Genomic DNA, 15,698 nt, shown 5'->3' on the forward strand with positions numbered 1-15,698 from the left:
CGGCGCCGGGACCGGCTAGCGCATTCCCTGCGCGAGTCGGAAGTACGCCTGGTTCCAGCGCAGGCGGTCGCCGAACGACGCGGTCGTCGTGTCCTGGTCGATGACCACCAGTTCGGTGTTCACCATGGTCGCGAAGTCGCGCAGCGTATCCGAGCCCACGGCCTGCGTCATCACGGTGTGGTGCGGTCCGCCCGCGGTCAGCCACGACTCGGCCGACGTGGACAGCGACGGCGCGGGCTTCCACACCGCGCGCGCCACCGGCAGGTTCGGCAGCGGCTCGTCCGGCGGCACGACCTCGACCTCGTTGGCCACCAACCGGAACCGCTCGCCCAGGTCGGCCAGGCCGACCACGACGGCGGGACCCGCGGCCGCGTCGAACACCAGGCGCACCGGGTCCTCCCGGCCGCCGATGCCGAGCGCGTGCACCTCGCACGACGGCTGGTCGGCCGCGATGGTCGGGCAGACCTCCAGCATGTGCGCGCCGAGGATCTTCGGCTCGCCCGGCCCGAAGTGGTAGGTGTAGTCCTCCATGAAGGACGTGCCGCGGCCCGTGCCCGCGCCCATCGCCTTCACCGCGGCCAGCAGGGCGGAGGTCTTCCAGTCGCCCTCGCCGCCGAAGCCGTAGCCGTCGGCCATCAGCCGCTGCACGGCCAGGCCCGGCAGCTGCCGCAGCCCGCCCAGGTCCTCGAAGTTCGTGGTGAACGCGCCGAAGCCGCCTTCGGTGAGGAAGCGGCGCAGGCCGGCCTCGATGCGGGCGCCGTAGCGCAGCGAGTCGTGCCGCTCGGCGCCCTTGTGCAGCTCGGGCGCGAGCCGGTAGGTGTCGGCGTACTCGGCGACCAGGAGGTCGATCTCCTCCTCGCCGACCGCGTCCACCAGCTCGACGAGGTCGTTCACGCCGTAGGTGTTCACCGAGACGCCGAAGCGCAGCTCGGCCTCCACCTTGTCGCCCTCGGTCACCGCGACGCCGCGCATGTTGTCGCCGAACCGGGCCAGCTTCATCCCGTTCAGGTGGCTGTAGCCGGTGGCGGCGCGCACCCAGCCGTCGATCCGGGTGGCCAGCACCGGGTCGCTGGCGTGGCCCGCCACGGTCTTGCGCGGCACGCCGAGCCTGGTCTGGATGAACCCGAACTCGCGGTCGCCGTGCGCGGCCTGGTTGAGGTTCATGAAGTCCATGTCGATGGTCGACCACGGCAGGGCTTCGTTGAGCTGCGTGTGCAGGTGCAGCAGCGGCTTGCGCAGCGCGTCCAGCCCGGTGATCCACATCTTCGCCGGCGAGAAGGTGTGCATCCACGCGATCACGCCGATGCACGACGGGTCGGCGTTCGCCGCGAGCATGACGTCGCGGATGGCGGCGGTGTCGGTCAGCACCGGCTGCCACACCACCTCCGCGGCGATCCGGCCCGACTCGGTGAGCATCCGCTGGATCTGCTGCGACTGCTGGGCGACCTGCTCGAGCGTTTCCGGGCCGTAGAGGTGCTGGCTCCCGGTCAGGAACCAGACCTGCGGCTTCCCAGCACGCGACATGCGGGGCTCCCCTCGTGGGCTCATTGCCCGTAGACGTTCTGGTAACGGGCGTACAGGCTGTCGATGTGGTGCTGCTCGATCGGCTTCGGCGTGCCGAGCTGGTGTGCGAAGTGGACGGTGCGGGCCACGTCCTCCACCATCACCGCGGCCTTCACCGCCGCACGCGCGTCCTTGCCGATGGTGAACGGGCCGTGGTTGCGCATCAGCACGGCCGGCGACCGGCTCCCGCTCAGCGTCTCCACGATGCCGCGGCCGATCGAGTCGTCGCCGATCAGCGCGAACGGGCCCACCGGGACGTCGCCGCCGAACTCGTCGGCGATCATCGTGAGCACGCACGGGATCGGCTCGCCGCGCGCCGCCCACGCCGTGGCGTACGGGGAGTGCGTGTGCACCACTCCCCCGACCTCGGGCATGTGCCGGTACACGTAGGCGTGCGCGGCGGTGTCCGACGACGGCGAGTGGTCGCCCTCCACCAGGTTGCCGTGCAGGTCGGTGACGACCATGGCCTCGGGGGTCAGCTCGTCGTAGGACACGCCGGACGGCTTGATGACCATCAGGTCCTGGCCGGGCACGCGGGCCGAGACGTTGCCCGCGGTCCAGATCACCAGCTCGTAGCGGGTCAGCTCGCGGTGCAGGTCGGCGACCGTGCGGCGCAGCTCGGAGATGGCGGACGCCGTCACGCTCCCACCTCGCCCTTCGCCGTGTCCGTCTTCGTGGCCAGCCGCCGGGCCTTGAGCCGGTGCATGACCTCGTTCGCGCCGCGGCCGAAGTAGTCGTGCAGCTCCTGGTACTCCACGAACATCCGCTCGTAGGCCTCGACGTTGTCCGGGATCGGCAGGTACGCGCCGCGCTTGATCGAGCCCATCGCCTTGGCCGCGGCGTGGATGTCGTCGTAGGCCTTCGCCGCGACGGCCGCGTGCATCGCCGAGCCCAGCGCGGGCCCCTGCTCGGAGCCGATCACCGACAGCGGCAGGTTCGTCACGTCGGCGTAGATCTGCATCAGCAGCGGGTTGCGCAGCAGGCCGCCCGCGATGACCAGCTCGGTCACCGGGATGCCCGCGTCGGTGTAGGAGTCCACGATCACGCGCGTGCCGTAGGCGGTGGCCTCCAGCAGCGCCCGATAGGTGTCCTCGGCGCGGGTGGCCAGCGTCTGCCCGACGATGACGCCCGACAGCTCGTGGTCCACCAGCACCGAGCGGTTGCCGCTGTGCCAGTCCAGCGCGATCAGGCCGTGCTCGCCGATGCGCTGCTGCGCGGCCAGCTCGGTCAGCAGCTCGTGCACCGAGATGCCGCGCGCCCGCGCCTGCTCGTGGTACTCCCCCGGCACGCCGTGCTCGACGAACCAGGCGAAGATGTCGCCCACGCCGCTCTGCCCGGACTCGTAGCCCCACAGGCCGGGCACGATCCCGCCGTCCACCACGCCGCACATGCCCGGCACGTCGGCCAGCACGTCGGCGTTCATCACGTGGCACGTGGAGGTGCCCATGATCGCGACCATCTGGCCGGGTTCGACGGCCCGCGCGGCGGGCGCGGTCACGTGCGCGTCGACGTTGCCGACGGCCACCGCGATGCCGGGCTTGAGGCCGGTCCACTCGGCGGCCTGCTCGGTGAGCCCGCCCGCCCGGTCGCCGAGCTGGCCGAGCTGGTGCTCCAGCTTGTCGGAGACGAACGTCGCGAAGTCGGGGTTGAGCGCGGACAGGAAGTCCGCGGACGGGTAGCCGTCCTGGTAGATGCCCTTGTAACCGGCCGTGCACGCGTTGCGCACGTAGGTGCCGGCGAGCTGCCAGACGATCCAGTCGGCGGCCTCGACCCAGTGGTCCATCGCCGCGTAGACCTCGGGGGCCTCTTCGAGCAGCTGCAGGCCCTTGGCGAACTCCCACTCCGAGGAGATCAGGCCGCCGTAGCGCGGCAGCCAGCCCTCGCCGCGCTGCGCGGCCAGGTGGTTGATCCGGTCCGCCTGCGGCTGGGCCGCGTGGTGCTTCCACAGCTTCACGTACGCGTGCGGGTTGCCGGCGAACTCGGGCAGCTCGTTGAGCGGCGTGCCGTCGGCCTTGACCGGGACCATCGTGCACGCGGTGAAGTCCGTGCCGATGCCGATCACGTCGGCCGGGTCGACCCCGGCGTCGACGATGGCCGCGGGCACCGCGTGCCGCAGCACGTCCACGTAGTCCTGGGGCACCTGCAACGCCCAGTCGGGGGGCAACGGGCGCCCGTCGGGCAGGGCGCGGTCCAGCACGCCGTGCCGGTAGTCGTGCACCGCGGTGCCGAGTTCGAGGCCGTCGCGCACCCGCACGACCACCGCGCGGCCGGACAACGTGCCGAAGTCGACACCCACCACCAATGGATCGCTCGCCATGATGGGCAGTGTTATCGCTAACATTCGTGACGTCAAGACCTGCCCGCAACGTGGTCTTAACGGTTTGGTGAGCGTGCACAAAACCCGGTGTTCAGCGGGGTGCGGCGCTGCTGCCGTCGCACCCCAGCCTAGGCGGGTTCGGGCCTGGCGCGGACCCGCAGATGCGCGGAAGACCGGACGAAAAAGTTGCGGGACCGGCCCCGGTCGCGCCGGACGACGCCCGGCCCGACCCACCGCGAGGGTCGCGGAACCGTATCCGGCCCGCCGGCCCGCCCCACGACCGGCACCGCTGTGCCCCACGACACCGTGCTCTGCGACACCCCGCCTCGCCTCACCGCGCCCGGGGCGCAGCTGCCCAGGACCCGTGCCGCACACGGCCCGGTGCTCGACGGCACCGCGCCGACCGGACCCCCCGCGACGGGCGGTGTGCGCGCGGCCGGCCGCACGCCCGTCCGGGTCACGCGAGGCCGGCGCGACCCCGGCCCCACCGCGAGGGCGGCACGACGTTGTGCCGCCGCCCCGGGGTCACTGCACGGGCGGCGCGACGCTGTCCCGCTTCACCAGGGCCGGCGGGACGTTGCGCTGCGGCGCGCCCACCTCCCCGTCGGCCACCTGCGCCAGCAGCAGCTCCAGCGTCTCCTTGGCGACGGCGTGGAAGTCCGGCCGGATGGTCGTCAGCGGCGGGATGAAGTAGGCCGCCTCCGGCACGTCGTCGAACCCGACGATGCTCACGTCGTGCGGCACCCGGCGACCGCGTTCGCTCATGGCCCGCAGGATGCCGAGCGCCAGGTGGTCGTTCGCCGCGAAGATCGCGGTCACCTCCGGCATCCGGGCGAGCATCTGGCCCGCCCGGTAGCCCGAGGCCGCGCTCCAGTCCGCCGGCACGACCGGCGGCACCTCCAGGCCCGCCGTCTCCAGCGCCGACCGCCAACCCCTTATGCGGCCGAGGCTGTCGAACCAGTCCGACGGCCCCGAGACGTGCCACACCGTGCGGTGGCCCGCCTCCAGCAGGTGGGTGGTCGCCGCGAACGCGCCCGCCGCCTGGTCGACCGTGACCAGCGGCGTGGAGCGCTCCGGGTCGCCGTCCACCGTGACCAGCGGGATGCCGGCGGACACGTCGCCGACGGCGTCGTTGGCCGACGCGGTCGGCGCGATGACCACTATCCCGGCGACCCGCTGGTCGCGGTGGCGTTCCACGGCGTCGGAGATGGAGTTGCGGTCGAGCACGTTGACCCGGCCCACGCTCACCGCGAACCCCGCCTCGGCCGCCGCCGCCTCGAACGCGGCCAGCAGCGACGCGGGGCCGTAGAGCGTCGAGTTCTGCGCCACCACCCCGATCAGCTGCGACCGGCCGGTCACCAGCGCGCGGGCCGCTTTGTTGGGCCGGTAGCCCAGTTCCGCGATGGCCGCGCGCACCCGCAGCCGGGTCTGCTCCCGGACGTTGGGGTGCCCGTTCAGCACCCTCGACACCGTCTGGTGCGAGACCCCGGCGAGTCGGGCGACATCCGTCATCGCGGGATCGCGCGAGGTCCTGTGCTCCACTAGCGCCCCATCTCCCCTGTCGACATGCAAGCCTTCGAACTCGATGTTAGCGATAACACGCCCGGTCGACCGCGAAGGCACTCCCGGACATTGTCCACCAAGGACCGCTCCCACCTGCGCAGGACGCGTCAGGACACCCTGAATGTCGCACGTTCCCGGGCGCGTCGGTCACCGCCCGGCTTGGACACCGCCAACCGCCCGGTGTCGTGCGCGAGGTAGGCGTCCTGGTCGGCCGCCAGTCGCAACGACACCCCGTCACGGTCGGTCAGGCCCGGCGCCCGCACGAACGACGCGGCCCGGCCGTAGGCGTCGGTGTCCTCGAACGGGTCGACCCGGACCACGCCGCCGTCGACCCGCGCGTAGCGGTCCGGGAAGTTGACCGACTGCACCGCCACCGTGCCCGCGCCGAGGAAGCCGGGCACGAACCGGAACTGCGAGTCGGCCAGGTCGCGCACGTTGCCGTCCACCCGGAGCTTGTACTCGAAGTGCCGCACGAACAGGGCCGGCGCGTCGGCGGGCGACAGCCGCACCACCGGCCCGCCCTTCCCGACCGGCACGCCGAAGCTGGGCGTGCCGTCGGCGTTCCAGCGCAGCTCCTGCACGCGGGTGTGCCGGTTCGGGTCGAACAGCGGGTCGCCGGTGATCGCCCGGTAGTCGCGGGCGTGGTAGACCAGCACGTCCCGGTCCCCGACCGTGGTGAACGAGTTGTGCCCCGGGCCGTACTGCCGGGTGGCGTCGTTGGTGGTGAAGACCGGCGTCGGCGTCTTGGTCCACGACCGCGCGTCGAGCAGGTTGGCGTTCTCGTCCGCGGTGAGCAGCCCCATGCAGTAGCGGGCGTCGGTGGCGCTGGCGGAGAAGGTGACGAAGACCCGGCCGTTGCGGATGAGCACCGCCGCGCCCTCGTTGACCCGGAAGCCCTGCACCTCCCAGTCCAGCGTGGGCGTGGCGATGCGCACCGGCGTCGTCTTCAGCGCGAGCGGCGAGGCCATCTCGGCGATGTAGAGGTTGGTGTTGGTGTCGATGCCCGGTTCGTGCTGCGCCCACAGGAAGTACCGCTTGCCGCGGTGGGAGAACGTGGTCGCGTCGAGGGTGAAGGTCTCCCACGCGGTGACCACCTGCCCCTTCAGCTCCCAGCCTCCCTCGCGCGGGTCGTCCTTGGCCGACTCCAGCACGTAGGTGCGGATGCGGAACGGGTCGTCGGAGTCGCCCGCGGCGAAGTAGACGTACCACTTGCCGTCGATGCGGTGCAGCTCCGGCGCCCAGATGTAGCCGCCCATCTTCCCGGACGACGGCCGCCGCCAGATGGTGCGCTCGCGGGCGTCCGCGAGCCCGTCGAGGGTGGCGGCGCCCCGGATCACCACCCGGTCGTACTCGGGGACCGAGCCGGTGAGGTAGTACATGCCGTTCACCGGCCGGGTGATGAACGGGTCGGCGCGCTGCTCGACCAGGGGGTTGCGGGTGGGCAGCCCGCCGGGGGCGGCGGCCGCGGCCTCGGGCTCCCCCTGCGCGGAGACGGCCGACGCGGAGGCGGTCAGGCCGCCCGCCACGGCCAGCGCGCCGCCGGCGCGGAACAGGCTTCTGCGGTCCAGGGACACGGGAGCTCCAATCGCGGAGGTGCTGGGCGTGGTCATCGACGGCGGTCCTTGATGCGCAGGAACGTGACCGAGTTCGGCGGGAACGTGTGGGTGAACGAGCTCGACACCCGCACCTGCGTCTGCCTGGCCTTGACCGGCTGGGTGAACTCGGTGTTCACGTCGTCGGGCAGGCCCTCCAGCACGGTGGCCCTCGCGGTCGGCACCACCCAGGCGCCCCTGCCCAGGTCGATCTTCGTGCGGGCGGCGTTCGACTGCGCGTTGACGACCTTGACGATCAGCTCGCCGGTCGCCTCGTCGCGGGTGACCACCTGGCGGAACGGCTCCGGGTTCTTGTTCGCCTCGTCGGTGAACGAGGCCCACAGCCGCCCGTCGACGAAGAGCCGCACGGTCCGGTCGCGCACCTCGACGCGCAGGTCGTAGGTCCGACCGGTCTCGATCCTGGTGTCGTCGGCGTGGAACACGCGCGAGGAGTTGCCGCCGTCCACCGCGGAGCGGGTGTTGTTCCAGCCGCCGAGGTTCCACCAGAACGGGTTGCCCGTGCCGTTGACCGCGAACGGGATCAGGAAGCCCTCGCTGCCGGACAGCTTGGTGGCCTTCACGCTGAACGTGAAGTCGCTCCACGTCGGGTCGCCCGCCGTCATCAGGGGGTTGGTCGCCGCGGTGTCGGACTGCACGAACCGCCCGTCCACCACGCCCCAGTTGCCGGCGCCGTTGCCCGTCCAGGAGCCGCCGTCGACGGAGAAGTCGTCGGCGAACAGCTCACGACCGTCCGCCGAGGTGACCTTCACGTCGTCGTAGGCCACCGAGGTGGCCCAGGAGGAGAGGCCGATGGCGCCGGTGATCGGCTCGGGGCTCCACGGCGTGCCGGACGCCGTGCTCTTGACCACGTGGTCGCCGACGTTGGTCATGAACAGCTTCTGCACCTCGTAGGAGGTCGAGCCCCACGACGCGTGGTTGTTGAACCAGATCATGTCCGGCCGCCACTGCACGTAGTCCTCGTTCGACAGCAGCGGCGCGTAGGAGGCGAGCTTGACCACGTCGGCGTTGCGCTCCAGGCCGGTCATGAACGCGGCCTCGGCGAGGGCGTTGGAGTACCGGTTGTCCTGCGAGGCGTACTCGCCCAGGAACACCTTGGGGCCGTTGCGGTCGTAGCTGTCGTAGCGGTCGTTGTTCTCCAGGAACCAGCTGGGGCTGTTGTAGTAGTGCTCGTCCACCAGGTCGACGCCCGCGTCGCGGTTGAGCTGCCACAGCCGGTCGAAGTTGGCGCCGGTGTCGTCGGGCCCGGAGTTGCCGACGACCGTGATGTCCGGGTACCTCGCCTCGATGGCGGCGCGGAACCGGGTGAACCGGCTGAAGAACTCGTCGGCCAGGTTCTCCTCGTTGCCGACGGCCACGTGGGTGAGCCCGAAGGGCTCCGGGTGGCCCATCTCGGCCCGCTTGCGACCCCAGGTGGAGTCGGCGGGGCCGTTCGCGAACTCGATCAGGTCCAGGGTGTCCTGGATGTGCCGCCGCAACAGCTCGGGGTCGTCGGTGGCGCGGTTCTGGCCGCAGCCGGTGACCAGGGCGGGCACCACGGGCAGCGGCATCGCGCCGACGTCCTCGGAGAACTGGAAGTACTCGTAGTAGCCCAAACCGTAGGACTGGTTGTAGCCCCAGAAGTTCCAGTTGGTGGCGCGCTGCTCGACCGGCCCGATGGTGTCCTTCCACTGGAAGGAGCGGCGGCGCTCGAAGTCCGGCGCCTCGTAGCCGCGGTGGCTGCCGGTGTTGACCAGGCACCCGCCGGGGAAGCGGACGAAGCCCGGGTCCAGCGCCGCGATCTTCTCCGCCAGGTCCTTGCGCAGGCCGTGGCCCTTGAAGGTGTCCTGCGGGAACAGGGAGACCATGTCCAGCCGGAGCGTGCCCGTCCCTCCCGCGTCGAGCAGCAGCCGACCGGTGGTGGACGACTCGCGCGCGGCGAACGTGCCGGTGTACTTGGTCCAGCCGTCGCCCTTGACCCGGACCTCCACCGGCGGCGCGAGGTCCTTGCCCGCCGGGTCGGTCAGGCCGACGTGCACCGGCGTGCCGGCGGGCTGGTCCGAGCGGGCCCAGGCGGAGAAGTCGTAGCGCTTGCCCTTCTCCACCGCGAGGCCCGAGTTGTAGCCCGAGTTGATCACGCCGGCGGGCAGGCCGAGGCGCAGGTAGTTGCGGTTGCGCTCGTTCATCCGGGCGCCGTCGTCCACCACGTCGAGCGTGCCGCCGGTCGGCGCCCACCCCGTCAGCGGCGTGTAGGCGGCGTTGTCGGCGGTGCTGTACTCGAACGACCTGTTCTGCACCAGCTCGGCGTGCAGGCCGCCGTCGGCGGCGCGGTTGATGTCCTCGAAGAAGACGCCGTACATCGTGTCGTCGATCGTCGCGCCCTTGGCGGTGGGATCGATGGCGAGGGTGTAGTCGGTGTCGGCGGCCGTGCCCGAGGCGGGCACGGCGACGAGCAGGCTCGCGGTCAGAGCCGCGGCCATCACGACGCGGGACATGCGTGCTCCATGCTCCTGTGCGGGGTCAGGGGTCGTGGCGGCGGGTCGGGGTCGTGGCGGCGTCAGGGGAAGGCGGCGCGGACGCGGTCGAGCTCGGCCTTCGTGACCGGCAGCACGGTGCCGTGCCGGGGCCTGCCGGGCAGCTCGTAGCCGGTGGCGGGGGTCCACCGCCCGGTGGCGAGGTCGGTGGTCTCGAACGGCACGTAGCCGCGGCCGCCGAACTCGTCGATGAACAGGTACCAGCGGTCCTCGGTGTTGGACTTGAACACCGTCGGGCCCTCGCCCTGGTTGATCGCGCCCTTGCCGATGCAGTCGCCCACGAAGTCGTAGGACGTGTCGCGCAGCTGCGCCGACTTCTCGGCCAGGACGAACTTGCTGCACGGCGTGGTGGACGTGTTGTTCCGCTCGTCCTTGGTGAACCGGTAGTACTCGTCGCCGTGCTTGATCACGGTCGAGTCGATGACGGAGTAGCCCGGGTCGACCCACACCTGCGGCTCGCTGAACGTGCGGAAGTCGCGCGTGGTCGCGTACAGCATCTTGTTGTAGGTGTTGCCGGTGTGCCCCGGGTCGTCCTCGGCGTAGAGCTTCGAGGCCCAGAACACGACGTAGGCGCCGATCGACTCGTCGTAGTACGCCTCGGGCGCCCACGTGTTGCCCGCCGTCTCCGGCGAGAGCGGCACGTGGCGCTGCCGGCCCCAGTCGACGAGGTCGGTCGACTCCCACACCTCGACGTACCGGCTGCCCTTGCGCTGCGCGAGGTCCCAGTTGCCGTTGCCGTGCATCTTCAGGTCGGTGGCGATGAGGTAGAACTTGTCGCCCTCCGGCGACCGGATGATGAACGGGTCGCGCACGCCCTTGTCGCCCAGCGACGACGTCAGCACGGGGTTGCCCTTGTTCAGCTCGTCCCACTTGAGCGCGTCGTTGCCCCGGCTGGCGGCGAAGTGGACCTGCTCGCCGGTGGCCGAGCCCTCGCCGGTGAAGTAGCCGAACAGGTAGCCCTCGTAGTCCTGCCGCCGCGGCAGGGGCGTGACGGTGACCTTGAACTTCTTGCGGGTCGTCTCCCGGCCCGCCCGGATCTCGGCGGTGAGCTGCACCTTCACCGGCTTGTCGCCGAACGCGGGCCGGGTGACCTCGCCGGTGGGCGTGATGGTCCCGGGCTTGTTGCTCTTCCAGGTGACCGCAGTGCCGTGCAGGCCGGTCGTGGGCAGGGTGATGTTGCCCCTGATGTCGTCCTCGTCCCACACCACCAGCGCGGCATCGGCCTCGGCGACCTTCTCGTCGTCGGTCAGCTCCGGGCGCACGGTGACCCGGAAGTCGCGGGTCTGCCCGGACGCGGTCGCGGTGAGCGTCACGGTCGCGGCCGGGCGGCCGGGCGCGGGCCGGGTGACGACGCCGTCGGCGGACACGACCGCCGGGTCGCCGGAGCGCCAGGTGATGGCGGAGCCGTAGGGGCCGGTGGTCGGCAGGGTCAGGTTCGCGGTGACGGCGGAGGTGTCGCCGAGGTCGATCGCGGCCAGGTCGCGGCGGCCCTTCTCGTCGTCGGCGATGAAGCCGAGGTCGTGCGCCTCGGCCGCGGTGAGGGCGCGGTCGTAGAGGCGGAAGTCGCGGACCGCGCCTTTGAGGCGGCGGTCGCCGCTGTAGAGGGAGCGGCCGATGTAGTTGGCGGTCGTCGTGCCGCCGCCGATCATCGCCGGGGTGATCGTGACGCCGGTCTTGCGGGCGACCTCGGCACCGTCCTCGTACAGCACGGCGGTGCCGCCGCCGAGCGTGTAAGTAAGCGTTTTCCAAACACCCCTGGCGAGATCGCGGCCGGCCGTCGCGGTCTGCTCCGTCGACCAGTTCCCGGTGGCGATCGACGAGCGGTAGGCGTTCCCGGTGGTGAACAGGTAGCCGTTACCGGCGGTGCCCGAGGAGTTACCGAGGCCGTACACGAAATAGGGCGTCGCCTGGTCGGGCGCGATGCGCACCTGGACCGAGACGCTGACTTCGGCCAAGCCCCTCAGCACGTCGTCGGGCAATTTCACGTGGCCGTCCACGCCGCCCAGCTGAAGGCCTTCAGGACCGCCCGGGGTGGCGTCGCCGATAACGGTTGCGTTGCGACCTCCGCCCGAGGTGTCGGCCACGACGTCCCCGTCGGTTTCGGTGAGGGGGTAGTGCAGCACGAGCCCGTCGGCGGCGGATGCCGGCGGGGCGCTCAGAGCCGCCGCGGCCACCGCCGCGACGAGAGTCGCGACCAGGGTGCGTGGACGATGACGAAGGGTGACCATGTGAGGGCGTCGCTCTCGTCTTGCGCGCGGCGCGAAGCCGCGGATGAACAGGGCATCCGGGAGTCGAGGTGTGTTGAGTCACAAAAGTGAGCGCTAACATACGACCGGCCTAACAAACGTGTCAAGGATGCAAAGTTGACGTTTCCGGGGGGTTGACTGGCCGATTGTGAGCGTTCACTCTTGTGCCCCAGGTGACCACCGTCACGCGGTTCGCCGTTCCCGTCAGTGTCTCGGGTTCACACGGAGGAAGACCAGTGTTGAAGAAGATCACGACCGCCGCCGCCGCGGTCCTGTTGGCCGCGTTGACCGCGTGCGGATCCGGTGGGTCCGGGGACGCGGGGTCGACGGGCGCCCCCAAGGGCAACGACGACGGCAAGATCACCATGGGCTTCGCCCAGGTGGGCGCCGAGAGCGGCTGGCGCACCGCGAACACCAAGTCGGTCCAGGAAGAGGCCGCGGCCGCCGGGATCGACCTCAAGTTCTCCGACGCGCAGCAGAAGCAGGAGAACCAGATCAAGGCGATCCGGTCCTACATCCAGCAGAAGGTGGACGTCATCGCCTTCAGCCCGGTGGTGGAGACCGGCTGGGACGCCGTGCTGCTCGAGGCCAAGCGCGCGAACATCCCGGTGATCCTGACCGACCGCGCGGTCGACTCCGACGACACGTCGCTGTACAAGACGTTCCTCGGCTCCGACTTCGTGGAAGAGGGCAAGAAGGCCGGCGAGTGGCTGAAGACCAACGCGGCGGGCGCGAAGAACGTCGTCGAGCTCCAGGGCACCACGGGCGCGGCGCCGGCGATCGACCGCAAGAAGGGCTTCGAGGACGCCATCGCGGGCACCGACCTGAAGATCGTGGCCACGCAGACCGGTGACTTCACGCGGTCGGGCGGCAAGCAGGTCATGGAGGCGTTCCTGAAGTCGGTGCCGCAGATCGACGTGGTCTACGCGCACAACGACGACATGGGCCTGGGCGCCATCGAGGCGATCAAGGCCGCGGGCAAGGTGCCCGGCAAGGACATCAAGATCATCACCGTGGACGCGGTGAAGGACGGCATGACCGCGCTGGCCGCCGGTGAGATCAACTTCATCGTCGAGTGCAACCCGCTGCTCGGCAAGCAGCTGATGGAGCTGGCGAAGAAGGTCGTCGCGGGCGAGGAGGTGCCGCCGCGGGTCGTGACCGAGGAGGGCACGTTCACCGTCGAGCAGGCGAAGACCGAGCTCCCCAACCGCAAGTACTGATCCCGAGCCGCGGCCCCCGCCACCCTCCGGGTGTGGTGGCGGGGGCCGCTCCCGTCGTTTTCGTGTGAGGGTCTTGTCGTGAGGTTCTTGTGGTGAGGGTCGCGTGAGGGGAGTTGTCCGGTGACCGAGCCGGTCGTCGACATGCGGGGCATCTCGGTGGAGTTCCCCGGAGTGAAAGCCCTGCAAGAGGTGGATTTCCGGCTGTTCCCCGGCGAGGTCCACGCGCTGATGGGCGAGAACGGAGCGGGCAAGTCGACGCTCATCAAGGCGCTGACGGGCGTGCACCCGCTCGCGGCGGGCGAGATCCACTACGCGGGCCAGTCCGTCTCGTTCCACGGTCCCGCGCAGGCGCAGGCCGCCGGGATCAGCACCGTGTACCAAGAGGTCAACCTGTGCGGGAACCTCACCGTGGCGGAGAACATCCTGCTCGGGCGTGAGCCGCGCAAGTTCGGCCGCATCGACGGCCGGGCGATGCGCGCCCGCGCCGCCGAGCTGCTCGCGCGCATCGGGCTGCACATCGACCCGGGCTCGGTGCTGGAGAGCCACCCGATCGCCGTGCAGCAGCTCGTCGCCATCGCGCGGGCCGTCGCGGTGGACGCGCGGGTGCTCGTGCTGGACGAGCCGACGTCGAGCCTGGACTCCGACGAGGTCGCGGAGCTGTTCCGGATCATCCGGGTGCTGCGCGACGAGGGCGTCGCGGTGCTGTTCGTGACCCACTTCCTGGAGCAGGTCTACGAGATCTCCGACCGGATGACGGTGCTGCGCAACGGCCGCCTGGTCGGCGAGCACATGACCGCGTCGCTGAGCCGGATCGACCTGGTGTCCGCGATGCTGGGCCGCGAGATGGGCGTGCTGGAGGAGATCGAGCGCCGCTCCGGCAAGCCGGGCCAGGCGTTCCTGGTCGCGGAGGGCGTGGGGCGCAAGGGCTCCGTCGCGCCGTTCGACCTGGAGGTCAGGTCGGGCGAGGTGGTCGGGCTGGCCGGGCTGCTCGGCTCGGGCCGCACCGAGGTGGCGCGGCTGCTGTTCGGCGCCGACAAGGCCGACTCGGGCCAGGTGCTGGTGAACGGCAAGCCGCTGCGGCTGACCGGGCCGAGGGCGGCGATCGAGGTCGGCATCGCGTTCTCGTCGGAGGACCGCAAGGCCGAGGGCATCGTGGCCGACCTGAGCGTGCGGGACAACCTGATCCTGGCGATGCAGGCCGCGCGCGGCTGGGCCAGGCCCGTACCGCGCAAGATGGCCGACGAGCTGGTCGCGAAGTACATCGAGCTGCTGGACATCCGGCCCGCCGACCCCGACCGCGCGGTCGGCAACCTGTCGGGCGGCAACCAGCAGAAGGTGCTGCTGGCCCGCTGGCTGGTGACCGAGCCGAAGCTGCTGATCCTGGACGAGCCGACGCGCGGCATCGACGTCGGCGCGAAGGCGCAGATCCAGAAGGTCGTCGCGGACCTGGCCGCGGAGGGCATGGCCGTGCTGTTCATCTCCGCCGAGCTGGAGGAGGTGGTGCGCGTGTCCGACCGCGTCGTGGTGATGCGCGACCGGCACAAGGTGGCCGAGCTGGACGGCGACGTGGGCGTGGACGACGTGATGGCGCTCATCGCGGGCGGCGGCGACCACGGCGTGGACAAGGACGTGCGGAAGGCGGTGGTGTCGTGAAGAACCGACTGCTGTGGCCGGTGCTCGCGCTGGTCGCGCTGCTGGTGCTGAACGTGGTGGTGACGCCGTCGTTCTTCTCGCTGCGGCTGCAGGACGGCCACCTCTACGGCAGCCTGATCGACATCCTGCGCAACGGCGCGCCGACGCTGCTGATCGCGCTGGGCATGACGCTGGTGATCGCGACCCGGGGCATCGACCTGTCGGTGGGCGCGGTCGCGGCCATCGCCGGCGCGGTGACCTGCACCTACATCGCCTCGGGCGGTGACGCGTGGATCGGCATGGGCCTGGCGCTCGTGCTGTGCGGCGTGCTGGGCCTGTGGAACGGGTTCCTGGTGTCGGTGCTGGGCATCCAGCCGATCATCGCCACCCTGGTGCTGATGACGGCCGGGCGCGGCATCGCGATGCTGATCACCGAGGGGCAGATCGTCACGGTGGACTCGCCGACCTTCCGGGAGGTGGGCGCGGGGTTCGTGGTGCTGCCGATCGCGATCCTGATCAGCCTGGCGGTGCTGGGCCTGGTCGCGCTGGTGACGCGGCGCACGGCGCTGGGGATGCTGATCGAGTCGGTCGGGGTCAACCCGTCGGCGTCGCGGCTGGCCGGCGTGCGGGCGCGCACGATCATCTGGACGGTGTACGTGTTCGCGGCGCTGTGCGCGGCCGTGGCCGGGTTGATGATCAGCTCGAACGTGAGCGCGGCGGACGCCAACAACGCCGGCCTGTGGATCGAGATGGACGCGATCCTGGCCGTCGTCATCGGCGGCACGTCGCTGGCGGGCGGCCGGTACTCGTTGACCGGCACGCTGCTCGGCGCGTTGATCATCCAGACGTTGACCACGACGGTCTACACGATCGGCATCGCGCCGGAGATCACGCTGGTCTTCAAGGCGATCGTGGTGATCGCGGTGTGCCTGTTGCAGGCGCAGGTCCGGATTCGGGTTCGTGGGGTTCGTGGGAAGCAAGGGGTGCCCGCGTGAAGCAGCAGACAGTGGTCGTGGAGCCGGAGGTCGTCGCGC

10 protein-coding genes are annotated in these 15,698 nt (G+C 70.9%); 3 read left to right on the forward strand and 7 right to left on the reverse strand.

Annotated features, from left to right (window positions below):
• Positions 1-15: 15 nt before the first annotated feature.
• The 7 genes from araA to EDD40_RS09775 form a co-directional block, all read right to left on the reverse strand.
• On the reverse strand, positions 16-1,524 hold the full coding sequence (gene araA / locus EDD40_RS09745) for an L-arabinose isomerase (RefSeq protein WP_123742615.1): 1,509 nt from the start codon (positions 1,522-1,524) through the stop codon (positions 16-18).
• 20 nt (positions 1,525-1,544) lie between these two features.
• Positions 1,545-2,204 carry an L-ribulose-5-phosphate 4-epimerase gene (locus EDD40_RS09750; protein WP_123742616.1) on the reverse strand — a complete coding sequence of 220 codons (660 nt, stop codon included), beginning with the start codon at positions 2,202-2,204 and terminating at the stop codon, positions 1,545-1,547.
• Positions 2,201-3,880, reverse strand: a complete 1,680-nt coding sequence (gene araB / locus EDD40_RS09755) for a ribulokinase (protein WP_123742617.1) — start codon at positions 3,878-3,880, stop codon at positions 2,201-2,203. Before araB ends, EDD40_RS09750 begins: the two co-directional genes overlap by 4 nt.
• 525 nt (positions 3,881-4,405) lie before the next feature.
• Positions 4,406-5,392 (reverse strand): LacI family DNA-binding transcriptional regulator, encoded by a 987-nt coding sequence (locus EDD40_RS09760; RefSeq protein WP_123742618.1) that lies wholly within the window; start codon positions 5,390-5,392, stop codon positions 4,406-4,408.
• A gap of 158 nt (positions 5,393-5,550) precedes the next feature.
• Entirely contained in the window at positions 5,551-7,017 is a 1,467-nt protein-coding gene (locus tag EDD40_RS09765) for a family 43 glycosylhydrolase (RefSeq protein WP_246037574.1), read from the reverse strand.
• Between the two features lie 32 nt (positions 7,018-7,049).
• Positions 7,050-9,527 carry an alpha-L-arabinofuranosidase C-terminal domain-containing protein gene (locus EDD40_RS09770; RefSeq protein WP_123742620.1) on the reverse strand — a complete coding sequence of 826 codons (2,478 nt, stop codon included), beginning with the start codon at positions 9,525-9,527 and terminating at the stop codon, positions 7,050-7,052.
• A gap of 62 nt (positions 9,528-9,589) precedes the next feature.
• Positions 9,590-11,794, reverse strand: coding sequence for an immunoglobulin-like domain-containing protein (locus EDD40_RS09775; protein WP_123742621.1), 2,205 nt, complete (start codon positions 11,792-11,794; stop codon positions 9,590-9,592).
• Between the two features lie 254 nt (positions 11,795-12,048).
• On the opposite strand from EDD40_RS09775, the gene EDD40_RS09780 reads away from it, so the two are divergent.
• The 3 genes from EDD40_RS09780 to EDD40_RS09790 all read left to right on the forward strand — a co-directional run bounded on the left by EDD40_RS09780 (position 12,049) and on the right by EDD40_RS09790 (position 15,659).
• The gene (locus EDD40_RS09780; protein WP_123742622.1) at positions 12,049-13,032 is read left to right on the forward strand and encodes an ABC transporter substrate-binding protein; all 984 of its coding nucleotides are present in this window, start codon (positions 12,049-12,051) and stop codon (positions 13,030-13,032) included.
• Positions 13,033-13,173: 141 nt separating this feature from the next.
• The gene (locus EDD40_RS09785) at positions 13,174-14,685 is read left to right on the forward strand and encodes a sugar ABC transporter ATP-binding protein (protein WP_123747902.1); all 1,512 of its coding nucleotides are present in this window, start codon (positions 13,174-13,176) and stop codon (positions 14,683-14,685) included.
• Entirely contained in the window at positions 14,682-15,659 is a 978-nt protein-coding gene (locus EDD40_RS09790) for an ABC transporter permease (protein ID WP_123742623.1), read from the forward strand. The genes EDD40_RS09785 and EDD40_RS09790 overlap by 4 nt, the downstream gene beginning before the upstream one ends.
• Positions 15,660-15,698 lie beyond the last annotated feature (39 nt).

Origin of the sequence: Saccharothrix texasensis, assembly GCF_003752005.1 — a bacterium.
In the GTDB taxonomy this organism is placed as follows: Bacteria; Actinomycetota; Actinomycetes; order Mycobacteriales; family Pseudonocardiaceae; genus Actinosynnema; species Actinosynnema texasense.

Bases quoted from the DNA above. Each gene is read 5' to 3' on its own strand.
- araA (WP_123742615.1), bottom strand. From the start codon at position 1,524: ATGTCGCGTGCTGGGAAGCCGCAGGTCTGGTTCCTGACCGGGAGCCAG.
- araB (WP_123742617.1), bottom strand. From the start codon at position 3,880: ATGGCGAGCGATCCATTGGTGGTGGGTGTCGACTTCGGCACGTTGTCC.
- EDD40_RS09760 (WP_123742618.1), bottom strand. From the start codon at position 5,392: ATGACGGATGTCGCCCGACTCGCCGGGGTCTCGCACCAGACGGTGTCG.
- EDD40_RS09770 (WP_123742620.1), bottom strand. From the start codon at position 9,527: ATGTCCCGCGTCGTGATGGCCGCGGCTCTGACCGCGAGCCTGCTCGTC.
- EDD40_RS09775 (WP_123742621.1), bottom strand. From the start codon at position 11,794: ATGGTCACCCTTCGTCATCGTCCACGCACCCTGGTCGCGACTCTCGTC.
- EDD40_RS09785 (WP_123747902.1), top strand. From the start codon at position 13,174: ATGCGGGGCATCTCGGTGGAGTTCCCCGGAGTGAAAGCCCTGCAAGAG.